The sequence below is a fragment of the Halomonas sp. NPDC076908 genome (assembly GCF_050269715.1).
GTDB lineage: Bacteria > Pseudomonadota > Gammaproteobacteria > Pseudomonadales > Halomonadaceae > Vreelandella.
Genome location: NZ_JBNNIW010000007.1, coordinates 82,495 through 107,855, shown reverse-complemented (window position 1 = coordinate 107,855; position 25,361 = coordinate 82,495). Strand labels below are relative to the sequence as shown.

27 protein-coding genes are annotated in these 25,361 nt (G+C 54.7%); 15 read left to right on the top strand and 12 right to left on the bottom strand.

Annotated elements, in window-relative coordinates; all coding sequences use genetic code 11:
- Nucleotides 1-3 precede the first annotated feature (3 nt).
- From argB to coaBC, 4 genes are all read right to left on the bottom strand, one after another.
- Complete coding sequence (gene argB / locus ACQKE4_RS06095) at nt 4-903, bottom strand: acetylglutamate kinase (protein WP_427387378.1); 900 nt, start codon at nt 901-903, stop codon at nt 4-6.
- Between the two features lie 105 nt (nt 904-1,008).
- On the bottom strand, nt 1,009-2,394 hold the full coding sequence (locus ACQKE4_RS06090; RefSeq protein ID WP_427387377.1) for a phosphomannomutase/phosphoglucomutase: 1,386 nt from the start codon (nt 2,392-2,394) through the stop codon (nt 1,009-1,011).
- A gap of 39 nt (nt 2,395-2,433) precedes the next feature.
- Nucleotides 2,434-2,892 (bottom strand): dUTP diphosphatase, encoded by a 459-nt coding sequence (gene dut, locus ACQKE4_RS06085; RefSeq protein ID WP_427387376.1) that lies wholly within the window; start codon nt 2,890-2,892, stop codon nt 2,434-2,436.
- Nucleotides 2,889-4,232 (bottom strand): bifunctional phosphopantothenoylcysteine decarboxylase/phosphopantothenate--cysteine ligase CoaBC, encoded by a 1,344-nt coding sequence (gene coaBC / locus ACQKE4_RS06080; protein WP_427387375.1) that lies wholly within the window; start codon nt 4,230-4,232, stop codon nt 2,889-2,891. Before coaBC ends, dut begins: the two co-directional genes overlap by 4 nt.
- A 142-nt stretch (nt 4,233-4,374) precedes the next feature.
- Between coaBC and radC the strand changes: the two genes are divergently transcribed.
- The 7 genes from radC (at nt 4,375) to ald (ending at nt 9,844) form a co-directional block, all read left to right on the top strand.
- Nucleotides 4,375-5,049 carry a RadC family protein gene (radC, locus tag ACQKE4_RS06075; protein ID WP_427387374.1) on the top strand — a complete coding sequence of 225 codons (675 nt, stop codon included), beginning with the start codon at nt 4,375-4,377 and terminating at the stop codon, nt 5,047-5,049.
- Nucleotides 5,050-5,295: 246 nt separating this feature from the next.
- On the top strand, nt 5,296-5,532 hold the full coding sequence (gene rpmB / locus ACQKE4_RS06070; protein ID WP_022520205.1) for a 50S ribosomal protein L28: 237 nt from the start codon (nt 5,296-5,298) through the stop codon (nt 5,530-5,532).
- A 38-nt stretch (nt 5,533-5,570) separates the two neighbouring features.
- A complete protein-coding gene (gene rpmG, locus ACQKE4_RS06065) occupies nt 5,571-5,726 on the top strand; it encodes a 50S ribosomal protein L33 (protein ID WP_007111734.1) in 156 nt (51 codons plus the stop codon).
- A gap of 197 nt (nt 5,727-5,923) precedes the next feature.
- Complete coding sequence (mutM, locus tag ACQKE4_RS06060) at nt 5,924-6,766, top strand: bifunctional DNA-formamidopyrimidine glycosylase/DNA-(apurinic or apyrimidinic site) lyase (RefSeq protein ID WP_427387373.1); 843 nt, start codon at nt 5,924-5,926, stop codon at nt 6,764-6,766.
- 94 nt (nt 6,767-6,860) lie between these two features.
- Nucleotides 6,861-8,051 carry a class I SAM-dependent rRNA methyltransferase gene (locus tag ACQKE4_RS06055; protein ID WP_427387372.1) on the top strand — a complete coding sequence of 397 codons (1,191 nt, stop codon included), beginning with the start codon at nt 6,861-6,863 and terminating at the stop codon, nt 8,049-8,051.
- A gap of 46 nt (nt 8,052-8,097) precedes the next feature.
- On the top strand, nt 8,098-8,532 hold the full coding sequence (locus ACQKE4_RS06050) for an acyl-CoA thioesterase (RefSeq protein WP_427387371.1): 435 nt from the start codon (nt 8,098-8,100) through the stop codon (nt 8,530-8,532).
- Nucleotides 8,533-8,725: 193 nt separating this feature from the next.
- A complete protein-coding gene (gene ald / locus ACQKE4_RS06045) occupies nt 8,726-9,844 on the top strand; it encodes an alanine dehydrogenase (RefSeq protein ID WP_427387370.1) in 1,119 nt (372 codons plus the stop codon).
- A 33-nt stretch (nt 9,845-9,877) separates the two neighbouring features.
- Here the strand turns inward: ald and ACQKE4_RS06040 are convergent, their stop codons facing one another.
- Nucleotides 9,878-10,126, bottom strand: coding sequence for a SlyX family protein (locus ACQKE4_RS06040; protein WP_427387369.1), 249 nt, complete (start codon nt 10,124-10,126; stop codon nt 9,878-9,880).
- 112 nt (nt 10,127-10,238) lie between these two features.
- On the opposite strand from ACQKE4_RS06040, the gene ACQKE4_RS06035 reads away from it, so the two are divergent.
- Entirely contained in the window at nt 10,239-10,790 is a 552-nt protein-coding gene (locus ACQKE4_RS06035; RefSeq protein ID WP_427387368.1) for a cold-shock protein, read from the top strand.
- Nucleotides 10,791-10,865: 75 nt separating this feature from the next.
- Here ACQKE4_RS06035 and ACQKE4_RS06030 read toward each other — a convergent pair whose 3' ends face one another.
- The 7 genes from ACQKE4_RS06030 to map all read right to left on the bottom strand — a co-directional run bounded on the left by ACQKE4_RS06030 (nt 10,866) and on the right by map (nt 18,808).
- Nucleotides 10,866-11,252 (bottom strand): hypothetical protein, encoded by a 387-nt coding sequence (locus ACQKE4_RS06030; RefSeq protein ID WP_427387367.1) that lies wholly within the window; start codon nt 11,250-11,252, stop codon nt 10,866-10,868.
- Nucleotides 11,252-12,424 carry a succinyl-diaminopimelate desuccinylase gene (gene dapE, locus ACQKE4_RS06025; protein WP_427387366.1) on the bottom strand — a complete coding sequence of 391 codons (1,173 nt, stop codon included), beginning with the start codon at nt 12,422-12,424 and terminating at the stop codon, nt 11,252-11,254. The genes ACQKE4_RS06030 and dapE overlap by 1 nt, the downstream gene beginning before the upstream one ends.
- The gene (dapD, locus tag ACQKE4_RS06020) at nt 12,411-13,436 is read right to left on the bottom strand and encodes a 2,3,4,5-tetrahydropyridine-2,6-dicarboxylate N-succinyltransferase (RefSeq protein ID WP_290838106.1); all 1,026 of its coding nucleotides are present in this window, start codon (nt 13,434-13,436) and stop codon (nt 12,411-12,413) included. The genes dapE and dapD overlap by 14 nt, the downstream gene beginning before the upstream one ends.
- Before the next feature lie 48 nt (nt 13,437-13,484).
- Nucleotides 13,485-13,829, bottom strand: coding sequence for a Spx/MgsR family RNA polymerase-binding regulatory protein (locus ACQKE4_RS06015; protein WP_427387365.1), 345 nt, complete (start codon nt 13,827-13,829; stop codon nt 13,485-13,487).
- Between the two features lie 42 nt (nt 13,830-13,871).
- Nucleotides 13,872-15,068 carry a succinyldiaminopimelate transaminase gene (gene dapC / locus ACQKE4_RS06010; RefSeq protein ID WP_427387364.1) on the bottom strand — a complete coding sequence of 399 codons (1,197 nt, stop codon included), beginning with the start codon at nt 15,066-15,068 and terminating at the stop codon, nt 13,872-13,874.
- A gap of 273 nt (nt 15,069-15,341) precedes the next feature.
- A complete protein-coding gene (locus tag ACQKE4_RS06005; protein WP_427387363.1) occupies nt 15,342-18,017 on the bottom strand; it encodes a [protein-PII] uridylyltransferase in 2,676 nt (891 codons plus the stop codon).
- Entirely contained in the window at nt 18,017-18,808 is a 792-nt protein-coding gene (gene map / locus ACQKE4_RS06000) for a type I methionyl aminopeptidase (RefSeq protein WP_427387362.1), read from the bottom strand. The genes ACQKE4_RS06005 and map overlap by 1 nt, the downstream gene beginning before the upstream one ends.
- Before the next feature lie 349 nt (nt 18,809-19,157).
- Between map and rpsB the strand changes: the two genes are divergently transcribed.
- The 7 genes from rpsB to ispC all read left to right on the top strand — a co-directional run bounded on the left by rpsB (nt 19,158) and on the right by ispC (nt 25,358).
- A complete protein-coding gene (gene rpsB / locus ACQKE4_RS05995) occupies nt 19,158-19,907 on the top strand; it encodes a 30S ribosomal protein S2 (protein WP_290838096.1) in 750 nt (249 codons plus the stop codon).
- Between the two features lie 217 nt (nt 19,908-20,124).
- Nucleotides 20,125-20,994, top strand: a complete 870-nt coding sequence (tsf, locus tag ACQKE4_RS05990; RefSeq protein WP_427387361.1) for a translation elongation factor Ts — start codon at nt 20,125-20,127, stop codon at nt 20,992-20,994.
- 136 nt (nt 20,995-21,130) lie between these two features.
- Complete coding sequence (gene pyrH / locus ACQKE4_RS05985; RefSeq protein WP_290838091.1) at nt 21,131-21,910, top strand: UMP kinase; 780 nt, start codon at nt 21,131-21,133, stop codon at nt 21,908-21,910.
- A gap of 4 nt (nt 21,911-21,914) precedes the next feature.
- Nucleotides 21,915-22,472 (top strand): ribosome recycling factor, encoded by a 558-nt coding sequence (frr, locus tag ACQKE4_RS05980; protein WP_290838089.1) that lies wholly within the window; start codon nt 21,915-21,917, stop codon nt 22,470-22,472.
- Between the two features lie 93 nt (nt 22,473-22,565).
- Entirely contained in the window at nt 22,566-23,354 is a 789-nt protein-coding gene (uppS, locus tag ACQKE4_RS05975; RefSeq protein WP_427387360.1) for a polyprenyl diphosphate synthase, read from the top strand.
- Nucleotides 23,347-24,165, top strand: a complete 819-nt coding sequence (locus ACQKE4_RS05970) for a phosphatidate cytidylyltransferase (RefSeq protein WP_427387359.1) — start codon at nt 23,347-23,349, stop codon at nt 24,163-24,165. Before uppS ends, ACQKE4_RS05970 begins: the two co-directional genes overlap by 8 nt.
- Entirely contained in the window at nt 24,162-25,358 is a 1,197-nt protein-coding gene (gene ispC, locus ACQKE4_RS05965) for a 1-deoxy-D-xylulose-5-phosphate reductoisomerase (RefSeq protein ID WP_427387358.1), read from the top strand. The genes ACQKE4_RS05970 and ispC overlap by 4 nt, the downstream gene beginning before the upstream one ends.
- The last annotated feature ends 3 nt before the right edge of the window (nt 25,359-25,361 follow it).

Sequence of the window (25,361 nt, the reverse complement as noted above, 5' to 3'; positions counted from 1 at the left end):
CGGTTAGCTCGCGTCCGTAATTTGGGTGCCTACCCCAGCGTTGGTGAAAATTTCCAGTAACACTGCATGGGGCACACGGCCATCGATGATATGGGCGCTATTCACACCGCCTTTAACTGCGTCTAACGCACAGCGAATTTTGGGCAGCATGCCGCCGTAAATCGTCCCGTCTGCGATCAGGCCATCCACCTGGGTGGTGGTTAAACCGGTCAGCACTTTGCCTTCCGTGTTCATTAAGCCCGCCACATTGGTGAGCAGAATTAGCTTTTCTGCGTTGAGGGCTTCGGCAATCTTGCCGGCTACCAAGTCGGCATTAATATTGTAGCTATGGCCTTCTGCATCGACACCGATCGGGGCTATTACCGGGATGAAATCTCGCGCGGCAAGCATTTCAATCAGCTCTGTCGAGATCGACTCCACTTCGCCTACGTGACCAATATCGATGATTTCAGGCACGGTCATTTCGGGGCTTTGATGCTCTACTTTGAGCTGGCGGGCGCGAATTTGCGAGCCATCTTTTCCAGTTAAGCCAATCGCTTTGCCGCCGCTTTGATTGATCAGGTTGACGATGCTTTTGTTGACCAGTCCTCCCAATACCATCTCTACCACGTCCATGGTTTGGGAGTCTGTCACCCGCATGCCGTTGACGAAGCGCGATTCAATATTGAGCTTTTTGAGCAGGTCGCCAATTTGTGGTCCACCGCCGTGCACGACTACTGGATTGATGCCAACCTCTTTCATCAACACGATATTGCGGGCAAAAGAATCAATCAGGGTGCTTTCAGTCATAGCGTTACCGCCGTATTTGACCACGACGGTTTTGCCGGAAAACTGTTGGATATAGGGGAGCGCTTCAGAAAGCACTTCCACAACGACTTGTGGGTCGCGACTGGCTGAACTCATTAGATTGTCCCTTGCGAACGTCATTATGCTGATAACGTTTATGCTGGTTTAGTGGTAAGAGTCGCACTTTCTATGTGCGCGATCTCTTCAGCGCCCAGCTGCTAGTTAATCGGGCAGCTCGATGTTAGGCGCGGCGCGTTTTAACGCGTTATTGAAAACCGTTCTGATACGCGCTAATGCGGCATCATCTTTACCTTCAAAGCGCATCACCAAGGCAGGCGTGGTGTTGGAAGCCCGACACAGCCCCCAGCCATCCTGGTAGTCAACGCGAATTCCATCCAACGTAGTTTTGATACCTTCGCCGAAGTCGCCCTCACGAGCAAGCTTATCCATCAGAGAAAATTTGTAATCATCGGTAACCGAAATATTAATTTCAGGGGTGCTCACATCTTGGGGGTAGTGGCCGAAAAAGGTGTCCGCATCCTCAGCTTGGTTGGCGAGAATCTCGACTAGCCTAGCGGCGGCGTAAAGACCGTCGTCAAAACCATACCAGCGCTCCTGGAAAAAAATATGCCCGCTCATCTCACCACCTAGCTGGGCCCCGGTCTCCTTCATGCGCGCCTTGATTAGCGAGTGACCGGTGCGCCACATTTCGGGCTCTCCGCCCGCTTCGCTAATCACTTTAACTAATTTGCCGGTACACTTAATATCAAAAATAACCTTGGCACCGGGCTGGCGAGCGAGCATATCGGTGGCAAATACCATCAGCAAATGGTCGGGGAAAATCAGTTTGCCGCTGGGCGTCACCACGCCTAACCGGTCGCCATCACCGTCAAAGGCAAGGCCGATATCAGCCCCGGTTCTTTGCACTTCGTGAATCAAATCCTGCACGTTTTCAGGCTTGCCGGGATCGGGGTGGTGATTGGGGAAGTTGCCATCGATCTCAGCGAAGAGCGGCACCGTTTCAATCCCAAGGCGCGATAACAGCTGTGGGCCAAGTTCTCCTGCTACGCCATTACCACAATCTACCACCGCTTTGATCGGCCGATTGATATGAATATCGCCTAAAATACGCGCTAAATAGGTTTCACGAATATCTTGGTGGGTGATACGGCCTTGGCCCCTTTCCAGGCTGTTCGACTGAATACGCTCGAAAAGTGCTGAAATGGCATCGCCAGAAAGCGTTTCGCCGTTAAGCACAATTTTTAAGCCGTTATAATCCGGTGGGTTATGGCTACCGGTGACCATTACGCCTGATCGGGTGTTGTTCAAAATGTGGGTAGCAAAGTAAAGTACCGGCGTTGGCACCATCCCGATATCAATCACATCGCATCCAGTAGCGGTAAGCCCTCGCATTAAGGCCGCTTGCAGCCGCTCTCCTGAAAGGCGGCCATCGCGCGCCACCGCAACGGTCAACTCGCCATGTGCAATGGCTTCAGAGCCTACGGCACGCCCAATCAGTTCAACGGTTTTTTCCGTGAGCGTGTCGTCAACGATGCCGCGAATATCATAGGCGCGAAAAATCGAAGCGGGTACGGTTTGTGCGTTCATAGGGCTATTCCAGCTTAAGAAACGTGCGTTACAAAAACGTTATTGGCTACCCGTGCTGCCGAAGCCGCCGCTACCCCGGGAGGAGTCCTTAAAAGCCTCAACAACGGTGAGCTCGGCTTGCATAACGGGAACAAGCACGTACTGTGCCAAGCGCTCAAAGGGCGCGAGGGTGAATGCGCTCTGGCCACGATTCCAGACCGAAATCATTAGCTCGCCCTGATAATCAGAGTCAATCAAACCAACTAAATTTCCCAGCACAATGCCGTGTTTATGCCCCAAACCGGAGCGTGGCAGAACCATTCCCGCCAAGCCTGGGTCTTCAATATAGATGGCAATGCCGGTTCGCACGAGCTGGCATTCGCCGGGGGCTAAGGTTAATGGCTCATCCAACAGGGCGCGTAGATCCATGCCTGCAGAGCCTTCAGTAGCATAGTGAGGCAGGTAATCGTTCAAGCGCTCATCAAGCAGTTTGCACTGCAGCTGGGGGCGGGCAGTCATAAGGTATCTCCAGAAGCGTTTTTAGGGGCCGTGTGAGGTGCGGTTAGCGGCATCTTGTCCGCTGTTTTCAGTGCCAGCAGCGCGAGCGCTTGGCGCATGATGGTGGCGGCTAGCTGGGTTTTTGGCTGCGGCGCTTCCGCTCTGCTCTCAACGCCTTCGGGAGTGCGCCATAGCAGCCAAGCCGCATTTTGGTCGCTGCCAAAGCCGAGGTCCGCTTGAGATACGTCGTTGGCGACGATCATATCCAGCCTTTTACGGTTGAGTTTGTCGTTTGCGTAGCGCTCAATCTCTTGGGTTTCGGCGGCGAAGCCCACCACTAGCGGGCGCTGACCCACAGGTAGCGCTGCCACGCTGGCAATAATGTCGGGGTTTTTGACCAGCGTTAAGGTCAGTGTATCGCTATCGTCCTGCTTCTTGAGCTTGTGCTCAGCAGGGGCGGCTGCGCGATAGTCGGCGACCGCGGCGCAGCCGATAAACAGCGCTGCCTGGGGGGCTAGCCGCTGTGCCTCATTGTGCATCTGCTCGGCAGACTCTACGTCAATCCGGGTAACACCATGCGGTGTGGCTAGGCTAACTGGCCCGCTGATCAGTGTGACCCTGGCGCCTTCAGCCACCGCTGCTGCGGCCAATGCAAACCCCATTTTTCCCGAACTGTGATTGGAAATATAACGCACCGGATCCAGCGGCTCCCGAGTAGGTCCGGCGGTGATGACGATATGAGGAGCAGAGCTGTTACCAGAGGCGCCAGAGGCGTCGGGTCTCGGGGGTGCAAATAACGCCATCACCGCACTGAAAATCTCTTCAGGCTCGCTCATACGGCCAGGCCCCACATCGCCACAGGCTTGATCACCGGCGGCGGGGCCTATCTGCTGCCAGCCATCTTGCTGCAATTGCTCTATGTTGCGCTGAGTAGCGACATGATTCCACATGGCTTGGTTCATCGCCGGGGCAATCAGTTTGGGTGCCTCAGAGGCCAAGCAGAGCGTAGTGAGCAGGTCATCGGCCATGCCGTGCACCAAACGAGCGATTAAGTCGGCGGTGGCCGGGGCGATCAGCACTAAGTCCGCCCAACGCGCTAACTCAATATGGCCCATGCCGGCTTCAGCTTCAGGGTCCAGCAAGGATGTCCGTACCGGTTCGCCAGAAAGCGCTTGCAGCGTGAGCGGAGTAATGAAGGCCTGCGCCCCCTTGGTCATCACTACGCGTACTTCGCAGCCCGCCTGCTTGAGCAGACGCACAAGCAATGCGCTTTTGTAGGCAGCGATACCCGCGCTAACACCGAGTAGCACCCGTTTGCCAGCTAGCGTCGAAGCGCCTGTCGCGTTAACAGCAGAGGTCATGGTCAATGATCCACATCGTCGTTCGTGAGGAGGCTTACCATACCATTGGCACTTCCAATTTGGCATATTGAGGGCAAACAAGGGTAAGCTAGGTTTAATGAGGTTTGTTTAACGCTATGGGTGAGCAACGCAGGGAGGGGCGATGGGAATTAATCACTGGCCGGAGGGTGAGCGGCCCCGAGAAAAATTATTAAACGCAGGCGCCCATGCGCTTTCAGACGCGGAGCTGCTGGCCATTTTTTTGCGTGTCGGTGTGCAGGGGCGCTCAGCCGTTGATTTGGCGCGGGATTTGCTCGGCAGTTTCGGTGGTCTACGTCAGTTGCTAGAAGCCGACCAGCAAAGCTTTTGCGCTGCACGCGGGCTGGGAAGTGCTAAGTACGCCCAGCTTCAGGCAACGCTCGAGTTATCGCGCCGTCATTTGGCGAGCCAACTGGCACGCGGCAATGCGCTGACATCGCCTGCTTTGGTGCGTCACTATTTGAGTTCTCAGTTACGTCATTTAGGCCATGAAGAGTTTGCAGTGCTTTTTTTGGATACTCAGCACCGAATTATTCGCTATGAATCCCTGTTTCGCGGTACCCTAGACAGCGCATCTGTTTACCCCCGCGAAGTTGCCAAGCGCGCGTTAGAATTGAGCGCTGGCGCTGTTATTCTCGCTCACAACCACCCCTCTGGCGTGGCCGAGCCAAGCGATGCTGATCGACGTATCACGGAACGCTTGAAAGACGCTCTCGCTCTTTTTGAAGTGCGCGTGTTGGATCATTTTGTGGTGGGGGATGGAGAAGTGGTCTCTTTTGCTGAGCGCGGCTGGCTATAAGTAGAATCAAAATGTTACTTTTTCTAAGTAAAATGAGCGGAAAGGCGCTTTTTTGGCCTTTTTCGGCGGTTTTGCTTGCTGCTAGCCTGGTGCTCTGATATAAAGTGCCACCTTTAAACTTGGGTTGAATAACGGATTTGGATAAAGCTTGGCGGTTAACGGCGCCGATACCTTCCCTGCTCCGGTTTGCCCGACAGTTTTGAACACTCAGGTTATTATATCCTGGCCAAGCAGTTGGAGGCTCTAATGTCCAAAGTATGTCAGGTTACCGGCAAGCGTCCGGTAACTGGAAATAACGTTTCACACTCCCAGCGTAAGACACGTCGTCGTTTCTTGCCAAATCTGCACACTCACCGTTTTTGGGTTGAGTCTGAAAACCGCTTCGTCAAGCTGCGTGTTTCCACTAAAGGAATGCGCATCATCGACAAGAAAGGTATCGACACAGTTTTGGTTGCTATTCGTAAGCGTGGCGACGCTATCTAAGACAGCATTTGGGCCAAGCCTATTGGGAGAGTTAAACCATGCGCGATAAAATCAAGTTGGTGTCCAGTGCCGGTACAGGTCACTTCTACACCACTGATAAGAACAAGCGGAACACCCCGGACAAGTTCGAGTTCAAGAAATTCGACCCGGTCGTCCGTAAGCACGTTATCTATAAGGAAGCCAAGATCAAGTAATCGCTTTTGCGATGTTGATCGGCTTTCTCTGCAGGCGAGCGCCTGTTCAAAAACCCGGCCCCAAGCCGGGTTTTTGCATGCATGCCATTCTCACCTGATGCTCGTTTTAGCTAAGTTAAATTTAGCTTAGTTCACTTTAACCACCTTCACTGGGCTGTCATCACTAGCCTTTAAGATGTCTCAAACTGTGCCTAAATATGCCCGAACTTCCCGAAGTTGAAACCACCCGCCGTGGGATAGCCCCTTTCATTGAGGGCCAGGAAATCACTGAGGTGTTGGTGCGTCAGCCCCGGCTGAGAGTGCCCGTGCCCGATGACTTAGCTGAGCGGCTGGTGGGCGCGCGTGTTGGCGTATTGAAGCGGCGTGCAAAGTATCTGCAGATTCCTATGCAGTTTGTTGGCACGCCTGAAGGTGAAGCGGGTGCCACCCTGTTATGGCACCTGGGTATGTCGGGTAGTCTGCGCATTGCCAAGGTAGGGGATTTGCCTAAAAAGCACGATCATGTGGATGTCGTGACGGCCAGTGGTTATGTATTGCGCTACCACGACCCTCGCCGGTTTGGTTTTGTTGATTGGCAGCTAGATGATGAAACGCTGGATAAGCGCCTGGCGCATTTAGGCCCTGAACCACTGTCGGATGGCTTTAATGGGAAATGGCTTTACACGCTATCGCGTAATAAGCGCGTGGCGGTAAAGCCATTTCTAATGGATAACCGCGTAGTAGTGGGAGCGGGTAATATTTACGCGGCGGAAGCGCTGTTTATGGCGGGCATTGATCCGCGTCGTGCAGCAGGGAATATTTCTCGCGCACGCTACGATGGGTTAGCGCTTGCGGTAAAAGAGGTGCTGTCGGCGGCGATTACCCAAGGCGGCACCACGCTGCGCGATTTTGTCAGCGGAGAGGGCGAGCCGGGCTACTTTGCCCAGCGCCTTAATGTTTATGGCCGCCATGGCCAACCCTGCTTACGCTGTGGCACTGAGCTACGTCGCATTACGCTTGGCCAGCGTGCCAGCGTATTTTGTCCTGGTTGCCAGCGCTAACGGTGCCCTATAAAACGGATAGTGTCTTGCTTACATTTGCTGCCCTGCCTATTTTCTAGGCGAGGTTTTGAGACAAAGATTTTTGGAGATTCCTGTGACCCAACGCCTGCGCTTGAATAAAAATGCTGACCGCCGCCTTAAAGCGGGTCATTTATGGATCTACTCCAATGAGGTAGATATCAAAGAGACGCCGCTTAAAAACTTTGCGGCAGGCGAAACGGCGCTGGTCGAGGCCTCTAATGGCAAGGTGATGGCCGTCGCTTATGTTAATCCTCACTCATTAATTGCCGCGCGGGTAATGTCACGCGATCCCGAAATGCGTTTGGATCGTTCGCTGTTCGTGCATCGCTTTAACCAAGCGCTTGCCCTGCGCCAACGTCTCTATGATCAGCCTTACTACCGGCTGATCCATGGCGAGGGCGATTTACTGCCAGGTCTCGTGATTGATCGTTTTGGCGATGTCCTGGTGGTGCAGCTAAATACCGCTGGTATGCAGGCCTTAGCCGATGAGATCGTTGATGCGCTGGAAAAGGTCATCAAACCTGAAGTGATCGTTTTCCGCAACGATACTGGCGGTCGGCGTCAGGAAGGTTTGGAAGCCCACGTTGAAGTGATCAAAGGTATCTTGCCTGATGAGGTGGTGCTGGAAGAGAACGGCGCGCGCTTCATCGTGCCAGTACTTAACGGCCAGAAAACCGGTTGGTTCTTTGATCACCGTGTTAACCGCGAATGGCTCAATCGCCAGGTGGCAGGTAAGCGCGTGCTCGACGTGTTCAGTTACATAGGTGGCTGGGGTGTTCAGGCAGCAGTGCATGGTGCCAAAGAGGTGCTGTGTGTGGATGCTTCCGGCCCGGCACTGGCTCAAGTGGCGCGTAATGCTGAGCTAAACGGCGTGCAGGAAAAAGTGGCGGTGGGTGAAGGCGATGCGTTTGAGGCTTTAGCAGCCTTGAAGGCAGACGGAGAAGAGTTTGATGTGGTTATTCTGGATCCGCCGGCGTTTATCAAAAAACGTAAGGATATTCCCAACGGCGAGCGCGCCTATGCCCGCTTGAACCGCGAAGCCATGCGTTTGCTGGGGCGTGATGGCCTGCTGCTGTCCGCCTCTTGCTCTATGCACTTAGCGCCAGATCGGCTGATGGATGTGGTGCGTGGCGCGGTGCGTCATCAGGATCGTCATGGCCAGGTGATTTTCCAGGGCCACCAAGGGCCTGATCACCCGGTGCACCCGGCGATCCCGGAAACGTCTTACCTGAAAGCATTGGGGGTTCGCGTATTCCGCGACTAGTGTTAAAAGCTTAGAGCACTAAGGCCAGTTGCCAAGGAGCCAGACGATGGAGTGGGCGCTGCCCGATCCTTTTGTGATCGATATCCGCGTTGCCGATGAGGCGATTGATGCCTATCAGCACGTCAACAACAGCGAGTACCTACGCTGGGTTGAGCAGAGTAGCTGGGCTCACTCGGTCGCGCTGGGCCTCTCTCTTGAGCGTTACCGAGCGCTTGACCGTGCGATGGTGGTACACCGCCACGAGCTGGATTATCTCGCGCCTGCGTTTGCAGGCGATGAGTTACAGCTGGCCACTTGGATTGTTGAGTGCGATGAGAGGTTTAGCATAACTCGCCGGTTTCAGTTGGTACGCCCACAAGATGCTAAAACGCTGCTGTATGCCCGCACTCGCTTTGCTTGCGTGGCGCTTTCGACAGGTCGGCCTAAGCGCTTGCCAGAGGAGTATCGCTGCATTTATGGCGGCGCCGTTATCGCCGGGTAAAGTGGAATTTTTCGTGTGAAACCGGCAGTCGCTAGATTTTTCTCCTAAAAAACGCCTTAACGGGCGTTTTTTTGTTTTGCATTATTGGGGTGGTGGTCAGTGTCAGCTGTGCTGTAATTTGCCTAACAGAGTTAATTTGCTGATGAGTGCTGAGGTTCAATCGTGCTGACGTTCAAAATGAAGGAATACGCCAATGAAAATCGCCGTCCCTAAAGAGATCAAAAATCATGAATATCGGGTGGCGCTAACGCCCACGGGTGCGCGGGAATTAACCGGGCGCGGCCATCAGGTCAGCGTTCAAGCCGGAGCTGGTGAAGGAGCGGGTTTTGCAGACGCTGATTTTCAAGCCGCAGGCGCCCAGATAGAAGCCGATGTTGAGGCGTTATGGCGCAATGCCGAGCTAATTCTTAAGGTGAAAGAGCCGCAGCCGGAAGAAGTTGCGCGATTAACGCCTCAGCATACGCTGTTTACTTATCTTCACCTCGCCGCCGAAGAGAGCCTTACCCATGGGCTGATGGAGAGCGGCGTCACCTGTATCGCCTATGAAACGATTACCGATGTGCGGGGCGGTTTGCCACTGCTTGCACCAATGAGCACCGTCGCAGGTCGAATGGCCGTTCAAGCCGGTGCTCACAGCCTGGAAAAAGCTCAGGGCGGTGCGGGTGTGCTGCTGCCCGGCGTACCTGGCGTTGCGCCGGGTAAGGTAACCGTTATTGGGGGCGGTGTGGTGGGTGAAAATGCTGCTCGAATGGTGCTGGGCTTAGGGGCTGAGGTCACCATTCTAGATAAATCGCTGGCGCGGCTAGAGGTCTTAGACGATCGCTATCAGGGGCGCATTAAAACGGTTTACTCCACCGCAGACGCGCTGGAAACCGCCACGCGTGAGTCAGATATGATTATTGGCGCGGTGCTGGTGCCCGGCGCCGCAGCGCCAAAATTAATCACCCGCAGTATGCTCGCCGATATGAAGCCCGGCAGTGTGTTGGTAGATGTGGCGATTGATCAGGGCGGCTGTTTTGAAACCAGCAAGCCCACCACGCATACCGAGCCGACCTATAGCGTTGATGGCATTGTGCATTACTGCGTGGCTAATATGCCCGGTGCGGTAGCGCGTACGTCTACCCAAGGACTAACCAACGCCACACTGCCGTTTGTACTCGCGCTGGCGGATAAAGGCTGGCAGCAGGCGCTAGGTGATGACCCGCATTTCTTGCCGGGTCTGAACGTGCATGCTGGCAAGGTGACCTATCCTGCCGTCGCTGAGGCGTTTGGGCTTGAAAGTATTGACCCTGGCAGTGTTATCAGCGGTTAGGCTTAGTAAGAGGGTAGTTCAGGGTAGCCTCGCTTAATAGTGCGGCGGAACATCATCTTCTAGGCGCTGGCCGCCCTGGGGCTCGTGTGCTTGCAGTGCTTGATGCTGCTCCCGCAGGCGTTCGCGCATCAGCCCACTGAGTTGCTCAAGTTTCTCCAGGCGGCGCTCCTGTTGGATGACCGCTTGGTCTAGCGTGTCCAGCCAGTGCTCTTGATGGGCTAAACGGCTTTCTAAAGATTCAACAAGTTGGGTCAGCTCAGCAGGCGATAATTCGTGGGTCATGATAACATTGCAACCTTATGTAGTAGTATGCCAGTGCTATTGGGAATGGGCCTGATAGTGCGGGTATTGTCCTTCGTCTGTTACCCATACAACAAGAGAGCTTTTTTTTTCTATGAACCCAAAAGTTGTGTTTCGCTGTTTCTTAATCAGTATATTACTGTCCGCCCCTGCGCCACTTCTGCTGGCGGGGATTGTTCATCTAACCGATAGTGCGCTCGCCGAGCTGTTATTGGGCGAGTTAGCCATGAGTGAAGTTGGTGTTAGCGGTGTATATATTGCCGTTGCCATAGGGTGTTTTATTGTTCTGTGTATTGGCACATTAGCATCGGTAGCTTGGGTGCCTGTGAAGGCAGTCGCGTCAGATTTTGCGGCACGTCCTAAGCCTGCGCCGCGTCAGCCTCAAGCCGCTGCTGTGATGGAGGACGATGAAGAGGAAGATATCATCGACCCTAATGATGGCCGTGAAGAGGGTGAAGTTAAGTGGTTCAATACTAACAAAGGTTACGGTTTTATTACCCGCGATAATGGCGAAGATGTATTTGTACACTTTCGCGCCATTCGTGGCCGTGGCCCGCGTATGTTGGCAGAAGGCCAAATTGTGCGTTACCACGTGATTAAAAATGAGCGTGGTTTGCAGGCCGACGATGTAAGTATTATTGAGTGAGTCTAACGACCCGCTGAAAAGAAAACGACCCCGCCTTGGCGGGGTCGTTTGCGTTTAGAGGCCTGCAGAGGAGTATTAACGGCCAGAGTCGGGCCACTCAATAGCCCCCTCTTTGCCGCCAGGCAATACCTGCCAAAAGCGGTCGGGGTCATCGCCCGGGTGCCAGCCGCCAAGCGAACAACGCACCTCGATTTGAAGGGCTTCAGCGGCCTGTTGTGCGCAGTCCTGGTCGGTCAGCCATGGCGTATGGTTGCTGTTGAACCATAGGCTGGCAAACCCATCGGCGGCCTTTTCAACCAGCAACACCGGTACGCAGTCGCCCTGATATTGGCCGCGGGTTTTCCATTGACCTTTGCCCGCCGGGCTAAGTGGCGGTGCTATTAGGGCGCTTTTTAGCCACGCATTAAGCGCATCCAGCGAGACACTAGCCAGGTAAATTTCAATATCGGGGTAACACTCCATTATACGCTTACCTCGCCGGTAGTGAGCAGCGCTAGCAGCGTCGCTTCATAAATCCGGCTTAAATCGTCCAGGTCGCTGGCGCGAACGCGCTCATTAACCTTGTGGATGGTGTCATTGAGCGGGCCAAGTTCGACCACTTGGGCGCCTAGGGTAGCAATAAAACGGCCATCCGAGGTGCCGCCGCTGGTGGAGAGCGTTGGGCGTTGGCCGGTGACTGCTTCAACGCCTTTGATGGCCGCATCGACAAGCTCGCCTTCAGCGGTTAGGAAAGGTTCGCCGTTAAGCGTCCAGTCTACCTGATACTCTAACTGATGCTGGGATAAAATAGCCTCAGTGCGTGTCTTGAGTTCTTCATACGTGACTTCGGTTGAGAAGCGAAAGTTAAACACCACTTCCACATCGCCGGGGATCACGTTGGTCGCGCCGGTGCCCGCGCGAAGATTAGAGATCTGAAAACTGGTGGCAGGGAAGAAGTCGTTGCCTGCATCCCAGTGCTCGTTGACCAGTGCATCAAGGGCGGGCATTGCCTGATGTATCGGGTTGCGTGCTAAGTGGGGGTAGGCCACATGGCCTTGAACGCCTTTAATGTGTAGCACGCCGCCAAGCGAACCACGGCGGCCGTTTTTAATCACATCACCCAGGCGTTCGGTAGATGAAGGCTCGCCCACGATGCAGTAATCCAGGCGCTCATTGCGTTCGCGTAGATGCTCAACCACCGCGCGTGTGCCATCCACCGCTGGCCCCTCTTCATCGGAAGTGATCAGAAAGGCGATACGCCCATCGTGGTCTGGGTGGTTGGTCACAAAGCGTTCAACGGCGGTCAGCATTGAGGCCAGACTGCCTTTCATATCCGCTGCGCCGCGTCCGCACAACATCCCGTCATCATCGATACAGGGCTCAAACGGCGGGTGCTGCCAGTTGATGTAGGGGCCGCTGGGCACTACGTCTGTGTGACCGGCAAAGGCCACCACGGGGCCATGATGGCCGCGTATGGCCCAAAAATTTTTCACATCGCCAAACGGCAGGCGCTCGATATGAAAACCGAGCGCGGTTAAGCGCTCGATCATTAGCTCTTGGCAGCCTTCGTCGTCCGGTGTTACCGATGGGCGACGCAGCAGCTCAAAGGCGAGCGTGAGCGTCGGTGACAGCGATGCCGGCTCAGTTATGGGCATGCAGCGCCTCATTCAGGGCGATAGCACTTTTGTTGGTCAAGCACTCGATACGACCATTCTGAGAGTTGCGACGCCATAGCAGGTCATCCTGCCCGGCCAGTTCACGGGCTGCTACGGTATTGACTTCCTGGCCCTGGTCATCCAGCAAGGTTACTTTAGAGCCTGCCGTGATATACAGGCCTGCTTCCACTGTGCAGCGGTCGCCGAGCGGAATGCCGATACCTGCATTGGCGCCGATTAAGCAGCCTTCGCCCACTTTGATGACAATATTGCCGCCACCGGAAAGCGTACCCATGGTGGAGCAGCCGCCGCCCAGATCTGACCCTTTGCCAACCATCACGCCGGCTGAAATGCGCCCTTCGATCATGCCAGGGCCTTCAGTGCCTGCATTGAAATTGACGAAGCCTTCGTGCATTACGGTCGTGCCTTCGCCCAGGTAGGCGCCCAGGCGTACGCGAGCGGTATCGGCAATACGGATGCCGGTAGGCACTACGTAATCGGTCATTTTGGGGAATTTATCCACACAGTCGACGGACAGCGCACGCCCTGCCATACGGGCTTTAAGACGACGGGCAGGGAGTTCTTCAATATCGATCGCGCCTTCGTTCGTCCAGGCGATATTACGCAGTAGGCCAAACATGCCGGTGAGATCCAAACCATGGGGCTTAACCAGGCGGTGTGACAGTAAGTGTAATTTTAAATACACCTCTGGGGCCGTTTGGGGGGCTTGGTCTGATTCCAGAAACATCGCCACCAGCGGGCGCTGGCTAGCAGACAGCGCTTCAGCAAGCTCTGCTTGCTCAGAGTGCCCGGCAGCTTCTAGCGCTTTTGCCAAGCGTGTGCAGTCTTCCGGCAAAAAGCTAATCGCGGCGTTGCCTTGTGGGGCATCCAGGGCTTGTTGTGCCGCGGCAACCAGACTTGCCGAGGGATTGAGCAGCGGTGCCGGGTAATAGATTTCCAGCCAGTCGCCCTGAGTGTTTTGAGTGCCGATTCCAAGCGCAAAGCTCAGCATAATGGGTCGTCCTGTAGTGATGGAGAAAAGAAAAGTGCGTGTCAGTGGCTAGCCATTCAGGGTGTCGTAATCGCCATCACGGTAGCCCACTAACATGGTTTTATCGTCTACTTCCAGCAGCGGCCGTTTAAGTAGCGTCGGGTATTTGATGAGCAGTGGCTGTGGGGCTGCATCGAAAGTAACTTTCTCCTCTTGAGAGAGGTCGCGCCAGGTTTTGCTGCGCTTGTTAACGGCGTCTTCTAGAGGGACGCGATTTAAAATATGCGCCAGGAGATCTGCCGAAAGTCCGTCTTTACGCAGGTCATGAGTATTGAACGCAATGCCTCTCTCTTCTAACGCTTTGCGCGCCTTGCGGCAGGTGTCGCAGGTGTTAATGATATACAGCGTCAGCATATAGCCTCCTTAAATAACCCATGAGCAAATTTGGCTAGCCGACTAACCACGCTCGATTAGTCGGCGAATACGCTGGGCGGCTTCTAGCGTGGGCGCTAATTCAGCCACTAGTGCTAGCCGTAAGCGCCCCGCGCCGGGGTTAACGCCACTGGTACCGGTGCGTCCCATTAGGCTTCCCGGCAGTACGCTAACGTGCTGCTCGGCAAATAGCCGCTGAGTGAAGGCAATGTCGTCGCCCCCCGGCACCGCAGGCCATAGGTAAAAACTGGCTTGGGGTACTGGGAAATCCATGACGGGGGCAAGCACATCGGTGACGGCGCTAAATTTTTCGCGGTAGGCGTCACGGTTGGCTCGCACGTGCAGTTCATCCTGCCAGGCAGCGATCGAGGCATGCTGAAGCGGCAGCGACATGGCGCAGCCGTGATAGGTGCGGTAGCGCTTAAACGGCGTGAGTAAGGCCGCATCGCCGGCCACAAAACCGGAACGCAACCCCGGCAAGTTGGAGCGTTTGGAGAGCGAGTGAAATACGACGCAGCGGCGATAATCATCGCGACCCAGCTCGGCGCAGGCTTGCAATAGCCCGGGCGGCGGGGCAGCTTCGTCGAGGTAGAGCTCTGAGTAGCACTCATCCGAGGCGATGATAAAATTATGCTCATCGGCCAGCGCAATCAGTTGCTTGAACTCATTGAGTGGGGTAACTGCGCCGGTGGGGTTGCCCGGTGAGCAAATAAACACGATCTGTACATCGCGCCAGGTAGCGGCGGGGACGGCAGCAATGTCGGGGCGGAAGCCGTTCTCAGCCGTGCAGTCCAGGTAGAGCGGCTCGCCCCCGGCTAACAGCGTTGCGCCTTCGTAAATCTGATAAAACGGGTTGGGGACGGCGACTTTCGCTGAGCGGGTACGGTCCAGCGCAGCTTGCACAAAGGCGAATATCGCCTCCCGTGTGCCGTTGACTGGAACGATGTGCCGCTCGCTATCGAGTTCTCGTAGCTGGAAGCGTTGGGTTGCCCAGCTCGCAATGGCTTCACGTAGCGCAGGCAAGCCGTTGGTTGCCGGGTAGCGGGCCATTTCTAATTGATGGGCTACCAAGGCCTCAAGCGCCGCGGGATAGGGCGCGTGCTGGGGCTCGCCAATGGTCAGCGGAATATGGGCAAGCTCTGCGGGTGGTGTGAGCGCTGCCTTTAGCGCAGCCAGCTTTTCAAACGGGTAGGGATGCAGGGCGTCGAGGTCGGCGTTCATGGCGTGTCCGTTAGTGGCTGGCTGGCGTAAGCCGACGATTATAGGCAAGCCTCGGTGCAGGCTCAAACCTATCGAGATTGTGATTTTGCAATGAATGCTTTTACTGGCACCCGATAGACGAGATCGAGGGTAGGTTGAAGCGAGGGTCTTTCGCCATGGATGGCGAAAGTAGCGCCCATGGATGGGTTCACAGCGCCCTCGCGGAAACCTACCCTCGGCCCCGAGGCTTGGCACTTCAATCTCTGCGTCAGTCTCGGGATGCGGTGAATTACCTTAAACTCCCAGCACCTCAATCAAACGCTCGCGCAACTGCTGCTGGCGCTCGGGGTCGGTCAGTGGCTCGCCAGCTTTGGTGGTAATGAAAAATACGTCTTCTACCCGCTCCCCCAGGGTGGCAATTTTAGCCGCAGAAAGAGAAATATCCTGCTCCATAAAAATACGCCCTACACGGGCCAGAAGACCTGGGCGGTCGGGGGCGGTGAGTTCCAGCAGCGTGCGTTCATTAGCCGGGTCTTGCTCAATGATCACTTCAGTCGGCACTTTGAAATGCTTGAGCTGGCGCGGCGTATGGCGCGTGACGATAGTCGGGTAGTCATCAGGGTCATCAAGCTCTTCGACCAAGTGCTGGCGCATCTCTTCGATGTGGCCTGGGTCACGAATGGGCTGGCCGTGGCTATCGAGAACGATAAAGGTGTTCAGCGTCCAGTCATTGTGCGAGGTAGCGATGCGTGCATCGTGGATAGAAAGGCCTAGCTGCTCCATGGCGGCGGCGGTGGCGGCAAACAGATCATCTACTGAGCGAGTATGGATAAACACCTTGGTGCCGCCTTCGGCCATATCGGCGGTAGGTGCGCTAATCAGTACCAGGGGCAGCGGCGACTGGTTGTGATTAAGAATGCCCTGGGTCTGCCAAACGATTTCGCTGGGCGCGTATTGAAGGAAGTAGTCTTCTCCGAGAGACTCCCAAAGCAGGTCAATTTGTTCACGGTTGACGCCAATGGTTTGTAATAGCGAGCGGGCTTCGGTGCGGGTTTCACGCACCCAGTCGTCGCGATCCGGCGGATTGTTCAGGCCACGGCGCAGGGCGCGCTTGGTTTCGGCATGCAGTTGACGCAGCAGTGATGCTCGCCAGCCGTTCCAAAGCGTTGGGTTAGTGGCATTGATATCGGCAACGGTGAGTACGTAAAGGTAATCCAGGCGGGTTTCATTACGCACAATCAGCGCAAAATCACGAATCACATCCGGGTCGCTAATATCGCGCTTTTGCGCGGTCATCGACATCAGCAGGTGGTGCTCAACCAGCCAACTGACCAGGTTGGTGTCGTGTGCCGAAACATGGTGGCGCAGGCAGAACTGCTCCACGTCCCGGGCACCGATCTCCGAGTGATCACCGCCACGCCCCTTACCGATATCGTGAAATAGCCCGGCCATCCACAGCAGATCCAGCTTGGGCAACTGCTGCATCAGTGCTGCGGCCACCGGAAAGTCGCCTTTGGCTTCGGGTTTGCGGAAGCCGTGCAGAAACTTCAGCAGCCGCAGGGTGTGGGCATCAACGGTGTAGATATGAAACAGGTCGTGCTGCATCAGCCCTACGGCGCGGCCAAACTCGGGCAGGTACTTGCCCAGTATGCCGTAGCGATTCATGCGCCGCAGTTGGCGCGGCACATTACCGGGTGCGCGCATAATGGCCATAAACAGCCGTTGGTGGCGCGGGTCTTCCCGATAATGGTCGTCAATTTGATGACGATGGTCGCGAATCAGCCGGATAGTGTCGGCACGCACGCCTTCGATTTCAGGGTGCTTGGCCATTAGCAGGAAGAGTTCCAACATCGCCGCTGGCCGCTCGCGGAACAGGTTGCGCGAACGCACCTGAATATAGCCGCCCTTGGTTTCAAAACGCTCGTTCAGCTTAACGGTGGTGAGTGCCTCTTTGCCGCGTAGGATCACTTCGTCAAAATGCTGTAGCAGCATGTCATTAAGGCCCGCCAGCGCCGTGACATGGCGGTAGTAGCGTTTCATGAATTGCTCAACGGCCAGGCGCTCGGGGGTGTCGCGAAAGCCGAACATTTCAGCAATGGTGCGCTGGTGGTCGAACAACAGCCGGTCTTCGGCTCGGTCGGTCAGCATATGCAAGGCATAGCGGACCTGCCACAAAAACGCCTGCCCCTGACTTAAAATGCGCAGCTCAGCGTCGTTCATAAAACCGTTGGCGACGATGTCGGTGTACTGTTCGGTACCAAAGTGGCGCTTGGCCACCCAGCCGATCATTTGGATATCGCGCAGGCCGCCTGGGGAGCTTTTGAGGTTTGGCTCCAGGTGATATTCAGAGTTGTTATAGCGATAGTGGCGGGAGATTTGTTCCTGCCACTTGGCCTCGAAGAAGCGGTCGGCGGGCCAAATATGTTCAGCGCTAAGGCGTTCGCGCATGGCTTCTCGTAGCCGCTCAGGGCCAGCAATCAAGCGTGATTCGAGCAGATTGGTGATCACCGTGACGTCTGCTTCGGCTTCCCGTTCGCAGTCGTTGAGCGAACGCACGCTATGGCCGATTTCCAGGCCAATGTCCCATAAGAAAGTGATAAAAGCGGTCAGAGGTTCGCGGTAAGCGGTGTCGTCATCCTGTTCAAGTAGCAGCAAAAGGTCGATGTCGGAGTGGGGATGTAGCTCGCCACGCCCATAGCCCCCCACTGCCACCAGCGCCACGCTATCATCAGGCCAGGCATGCCGCTCCCAGGCAATCGCCAGCAGTTGGTCAAGATACCAGGCGCGCCCGCGCACTAAGTCTCGAATATCCGCACCGCTTCGAAACTGTTCATCCAGGCGCGCCTGCAGTTCGCGTAGCGCAGCTTTGAAGGGGGCGACCGGGGAGCGCGAGCCGGCAAGCTCGGCGCGAAAAGCGTCCAGGTCATAGAGCGAGGTGTCCGGCTCAAACCGGTAGTGGTGAAGAAGCATCAGTTGTTCAAGAAACTGAAGTCTTCATCGCTGCGCGCCGTCAGCACTTCCACACCAGTCTCAGTGACCAGTAGCGTATGCTCCCACTGGGCCGAAAGGCTGCGATCTTTAGTGACGGCGGTCCAGCCATCGCGTAACACCTTGGTTTTATAACCGCCGACGTTGATCATCGGCTCAATAGTGAAACACATGCCTGCAGCGAGTTTGATATCCGCATCCGGCGCGTAACCGTCATAGTGCAAAAACTGCGGCTCTTCGTGAAACTCTGCGCCAATACCATGACCGCAGAAGTCACGCACCACTGAGTAGCTATGCTCTTCGGCGTGCTTCTGGATCACTTTGGCCAATTCAGAGAGGCGAACGCCGGGCTTCACTCGTTCAATGCTTTTATACAGACACTCCTGGGTGATGCGGCATAGGCGCTCGCCTTGAATCGTTTCGCCTATCACGAACATGACGCTGGAGTCACCGTGATAGCCGTCGGCGGTCTTAACGGTGATATCCAAGTTCATGATATCGCCTTTTTTGAGCGTCTTGGCATCGTCAGGAATGCCGTGACACACCACATGGTTAAGCGAGGTGCAGGTCGCTTTTGGAAAACCATGATAATTCAGGGGTGCGGGCGTGGAGCCCAGTTCGTTAACAATATAGTCGTGGCAGAGACGGTCGATTTCACCCGTGCTGATGCCCGCCTGAATATGCGGGGTAATCATTTCGATAACGCGAGCCGCTTGGCGCCCGGCTTCGCGCATGTGTTCGATTTCAGAAGGCGTCTTGATAGGAACGTTCATGAATGCTCGATTTGGGTTCTGAATGGAAAATAGAATGGCGCAATTTAAAACCGTCAAACGGGGTGCGACTTCATCTTGGCAATGATCTATGGTATAAAGCCGCGCGCTTTCCTGCAATCGTGATTCCAAGCTTCTTTACTGGCTAGGGGGTACGCAGTAGGGCAGGGCAATGAATCCGCAGCGTGCTCGCGAACGAGTGCGATGCTTGATTAATCACTAAAAACATCAAGCCTTAAAAACACACATGCACCGGCACATGGTCCCGGGTGCCGCTGGCAGCGTCTAACGTGGTCAACGGTCGGATCCATGGGGTGCGTGGAGGCCTAACCCGAGTTTGAGGAGTTTTACCATGTCTCACGTTAATATGCGTGACCTGCTTAAAGCAGGTGCTCACTTCGGTCACCAGACTAAGTACTGGAACCCGAAAATGAGCAAATTTATCTTCGGTGCGCGCAACAAGATTCATATCATCAACCTTGAACACACCTTGCCGGCGCTGAACGAAGCGATCGACGTGGTCGAGAAGATGGCGGCATCCAACAACAAAATTTTGTTTGTTGGCACCAAGCGCAGCGCTAGCAAGGTAATTAAAGAAGAAGCGAACCGTAGCGGCCAGCCGTTCGTCAACCATCGCTGGTTGGGCGGCATGCTGACTAACTTCAAGACCATTCGCCAGTCCATCAAGCGTCTGCGTGATCTTGAAGTAATGCGTGAAGACGGTACGTTTGAGAAGCTGACCAAGAAAGAAGTCTTGATGGCGACTCGCGAGCAAGACAAGCTTGAGCGTTCTATCGGCGGCATCAAGAACATGGGCGGTCTACCTGACGCACTGTTCGTCATCGACGTTGACCATGAGCGTATCGCAATCAACGAAGCCAACAAGCTTGGCATCCCGGTTATCGGCGTGGTGGATACTAACTCCAACCCCGATGGCGTTGATTACGTGATCCCAGGCAACGATGACTCTATCCGCGCTATCCAGATCTACGTAAAAGCAATTGCTGATGCGTGTGATCGTGCCAAAGCCGGCAACGCTAAAGAGTTTGTTGAAGTGACCGAAGAGGCCGCTGCAGCTGAGGACAACACTACTGCCGAATAAATGGTCGTAGTGGATGCGGTAAGCAGATGTGCCGCATCGAGAGGAAGGGGGCTCTGCCCCCTTTTTCCCGCACTAGAGGAAACAGCCTAGGCGGATCGATTTTTCCGGTTACTTGATGCCGGTCCCGCTGCGCAGAGTGATACGTAATGGTCATCTATCGTGCCTATACTCTGTGTTGCGTCTTACTCTCATAGAACCATTTCAGAGGTGAATTCTCATGGCAGCTATCAGCGCCTCTCAGGTTAAGGAACTTCGCGAACGTACCGGTCTCGGCATGATGGAGTGTAAAAAAGCACTCACCGAAACGGACGGCGATATCGAAGTTGCAATCGAAAACCTGCGCAAAAATTCAGGCCTCAAAGCCGCGAAGAAAGCTGATCGTATCGCAGCTGAAGGTGTTGTTGTTACGCGCGTAGCAGAAGACGGAAGCTACGGTGTAATGGTCGAAATCAACTCCGAGACCGATTTTGTCGCACGCGATGACAACTTCATTGCGTTCGCTGATAAAATCGCCGGTGCTTTCTTCGCTGCTAAAAGCGAAGATGTCGCTGCAGTGATGAGCGGCGAACTGGAAACTGCACGCGAGCAGCTAGTTCAGAAAATTGGTGAGAACATTGGTGTGCGTCGTGCCGTTGTCGTTAACGCGACCGAAGGTGGTCTGGTGGGCGAATATGTCCACGGTGGCCGCATTGGCGTTCTGACCGTGCTGACCGGTGGTAATTCGGAAGTCGCAAAAGACGTTGCCATGCACGTAGCGGCGATCAATCCTGCCGTAGCGTTGCCTGCCGATATGCCCCAAGAGCAGCTTGATCAAGAAAAAGCGATTATCCTGGCGCAGCCTGACATGGCCGGCAAGCCAGAACAGATCGCTGAGAAGATGGTTCAAGGTCGCTTGAAAAAGTACCTGGCAGAAAACAGCCTGACTGAGCAGCCGTTTGTTAAAGACCCGAACCAATCGGTTGCTGAGTTTGTGAAAGCAGCAGGTGGCGAAGTGGTTGGCTTTACGCGCTTTGAAGTTGGCGAAGGTATTGAGAAAGAAGAAGTCGACTTTGCTAAAGAAGTTATGGAACAGGCTGGCCGTCGCTGAGGTCAGAGGTTTCAGAAACAAGATGGCGTGCGCGCGAGCGCACGCCTTCGCGTATACGGCCCTTGTATAATTCGTTTGTTTATACTCAGGGTCTGCCCCGCCTGCCTGTGTTCAGGTCTGCCTCAGGAGAGATGCCATGTCACGTGATGTTCAAGAGCCTACCCCCCACGTAGCACCCGCGAAGGGCAAAGCAGAGAGCTCTAAGTCAAAATACAAGCGTATTTTGCTCAAGCTTTCGGGCGAAGCGCTGATGGGTGAGCACGATTTTGGTATTGATCCTAAGGTGCTCGACCGCATGGCGCTGGAAATTGGCCAACTGGTCGGCATCGGCGTGCAAGTAGGTATCGTGATTGGCGGTGGCAACTTGTTCCGCGGCGCAGCGCTTAATGAAGCAGGGATGGATCGTGTAACGGGCGACCATATGGGAATGCTGGCGACGGTCATGAATGCCTTGGCCATGCGTGATGCTTTAGAGCGTTCAAATATTCGTTCACGTGTCATGTCCGCTATCCCAATGAGTGGTGTTGTCGAACACTATGATCGCCGCACTGCCATTCGCTATTTAACTTCAGGGGATGTTGTACTGTTCTCTGCAGGAACGGGTAACCCCTTTTTTACCACCGATTCTGCCGCCTGTTTGCGCGGTATTGAAGTGGACGCCGATGTTGTTATCAAGGCGACCAAAGTGGATGGTGTCTACAATAAAGACCCGGTAAAACATCCGGATGCTGTGAAATATGACCAGCTCTCTTACGATGACGCCTTGGATCAAAAGTTAGGTGTTATGGATTTGACCGCTATCTGCCTGGTACGTGACCATAATATGCCGGTGCGGGTATTTGACATGAATAAGCCTGGTGCCCTACTGAACCTGGTAGTAGGTGGCAAGGAAGGCACGCTGATATACAGAGGGTAATGACGTGATCAACGATATTAAGAAAGATGCCGAATCGCGCATGAAAAAAAGCGTTGAGGCGCTGAATACTAACTTCAATAAAATTCGTACTGGCCGTGCTCATCCGAGCATTCTGGACGCGGTCACTGTAGATTATTACGGCAGTCCGGTACCGCTAAGCCAGGTAGCCTCGATTAACGTTGAAGATGGTCGTACGCTGAGCATTGCACCTTGGGAACAGGGCATGGTGCAGAAGATCGAAAAAGCCATTATGACGTCTGATCTTGGTTTGAATCCGGCAAGTGCAGGTAATGTAATTCGTGTGCCGATGCCGATGCTCACCGAAGAAACTCGCAAAGGCTATATCAAACAGGCGCGCAGCGAAGCCGAGAATGCCCGTGTGGCCGTGCGCAATGTGCGCCGTGACGCCAATGGCGACTTTAAGTCGTTACTAAAAGATAAAGAGATTACCGAAGACGATCAGCGTCAAGGTGAAGATGAAATTCAAAAGCTGACCGATAAATATATCGCTGAGATTGATAAAGCGCTGGTCGCAAAAGAGCAGGACCTCATGCAGGTATAAGCCTGTGCTTTATTAAGTCGCGGGCAGCTTAAGCTGCCCGTTTTGCCACACTCTGGCTGGTTTTTTTATGATTGATCTTTGGTGCGAGAATCCATGACGTCACCGCAGCTTCCTGAAGAACAGCGTGGCGACGCCGACGCTTCTTCGCTAACCGGGGAAGCCCCGCCAGCTCACGTTGCCATCATTATGGACGGTAATAATCGCTGGGCGCGCGCGCGTGGGCTTTCAGGGGTTCGTGGGCATCGCGCCGGGGTAGAGGCCGTTCGTGCGGTGATTCAGCGAGCCGCTGAACGTGAAGTGAAAACGTTAAGCCTGTTTGCCTTCTCCAGTGAAAATTGGAAACGCCCAGCGGCGGAAGTCAACGCGCTGATGGAGCTGTTTTTAATGGCTCTCAAGCGTGAAGTCAAAAAGCTAAATGAGCGTAATGTTCGTCTTTCCATCATTGGCGAACAGCGTGGTTTTTCTCATGCGATACAAAAGCATATCCAGCGTGCTGAAGGGTTGACGGCACACAATACGGGTATGCACTTGGTGATTGCAGCGAATTACGGTGGTCAGTGGGACATTATACGCGCTGCTCGCAGTTTGGCAGAGCAGGTGGCGGCAGGCGAGCTAGCGTCTTCAGCCATTGATGAAGCTTGCTTTGATAAGGCAATAGGGATTGATGATGTCCCGCCGGTGGATCTGTGCATTCGCACCAGCGGCGAGCAACGGCTATCTAACTTTATGCTCTGGCAGTTGGCCTACGCAGAGCTGCATTTTTCACCGCTGTTATGGCCTGATTTTGGCGCGGAAGCTTTTGATGCAGCGTTAAACGACTTCTGTCAGCGACGTCGTCGCTTTGGTATGACAGACGAACAAATTGAGGCCCAAGGTGCTTAGACAGCGGATTATTACCGCAGCCTGGTTGGCTCCCTTAACGCTAATCGGCCTGTTTGGATTACAAGGCGGTGCTTTTGCACTGTTTACTGCACTTATGGTCTTGTTAGGAGCGTGGGAGTGGACCAATCTGGCCGGCGTAGTTCGCCAGCGTAACCGCCTTTTGTTAGTGGCGGGGTTAGCACTAATGATGGTGGTGATGTGGCTGAGCGGCGCTGCATTTGCCATGTGGCCGCTGTGGATTGCCGCGCTTGGGTGGCTGCTCAATTTATACTGGGTCACTCAATACCCTGATGCAAGTCAGCAGTGGCAGGCAACGCCACGCCGTTTGTTAATGGGGTTGTGGGTACTGTTGCCCTGCTGGGTCGGCTTTAATATATTGCGTGATAGCGGCGCTATTTGGCTTCTATTTGTGCTTTTGCTGGTATGGGTTGCCGATATCGGTGCTTATTTCGCTGGTCGCCGTTGGGGAAGGCGTAAGCTCGCGCCCCGCGTAAGCCCAGGTAAATCCTGGGAAGGTGTCGTTGGCGGTCTGGTAGCAACGTCACTGCTGGCGCTAGCGTTTGCGCTCTGGCAGCCGCTGGGTGTGGCCGCTGGCATCGCACTACTGATTGTTACTGCCCTTGTAACGCTGATTTCCGTGCTTGGGGATCTGCTGGAAAGCATGCTCAAGCGCTATCGAAACATTAAAGATTCAAGCCAGTTATTGCCTGGGCACGGTGGCGTTTTAGACCGAATGGACAGTTTAACAGCGGCAGTTCCCTTATTCGCACTGTTGTACATTCAAGTGCTGGTTCAGGTGCTCTCCCTATGAGTCCATCACCTATACAGCGTGTAACGGTGCTTGGATCGACAGGCTCTATCGGGACTAACACACTGGATGTTATTGCCCGCCACCCCGACCGGTACGCCGTCCATGCGTTAACTGCGCATACTTCGAAAGAGTCCTTACTGAAGCAGTGTTTAGCGCACCGCCCAGCAGTGGCTGTACTGCATAATCAAGCCGACGCGGCATGGTTACGTCAGCAGCTTAAGCGCGCAGGGCTGCCTACCGAGGTAAATTCTGGTCCAGAAGCATTATGCGAGGTTGCTCGGGATCCAAGCGTTGACTGTGTGATGGCGGCGATCGTAGGTGCTGCCGGTTTGCTGTCAGCGCTAGCGGCGGCTGAAGCTGGTAAGCGCGTGCTGCTAGCCAACAAAGAAGCACTGGTAATGAGCGGCGCGCTGTTTATGAACGCAGTTTCCCGTTCAGGCGCGACACTACTGCCAATTGATTCCGAACATAATGCCATCTACCAGTGTCTACCCTCCGACCATCGCGGCGGTCTTGCTAAACACGGCGTTCGACAATTGCTGCTAACGGCTTCTGGCGGGCCGTTTAGAGGCTGGACGGCTGAAGACATTGCCAAGGTAACGCCAGAGCAGGCCTGTGCTCATCCAAATTGGTCCATGGGACGTAAAATATCCGTTGATAGCGCCACGCTGATGAATAAAGGGCTGGAGCTTATCGAAGCCTGCTGGTTATTTGATGCAACGCCTGATCAAATCCAGGTGGTCGTGCACCCGCAAAGCGTGATTCACTCCATGGCGGCGTATCATGATGGTTCGGTCATTGCGCAGCTGGGTAATCCCGATATGCGCACGCCTATTGCCTATGGACTCGCTTGGCCTGAGCGTATTGACGCCGGTGTTGAATCGCTGGATCTTTTCCAAGTGGCACGTCTAGATTTTGAGGCGCCAGATGAGGCTCTTTTTCCCTGCTTGAACTTAGCGCGTGACGCTATGCTGCAAGGCGGGGTAGCCCCGGTTGTCCTGAATGCGACCAACGAAGTGGCGGTGGACGCTTTTTTACAGCGCAAGCTCGGCTTTACAGAGATTGGGCAACTGGTAACAGAGGTGTTATCCCGGCCTTCTGAGGGCTGTGCCGAGAGTTTAGAAAGCGTATTGGCCGCGGATCAGTGGGCGCGTGATCAAGCCGTTGAGCTGGTAACCAGGTGGTCCGCTTAAGCA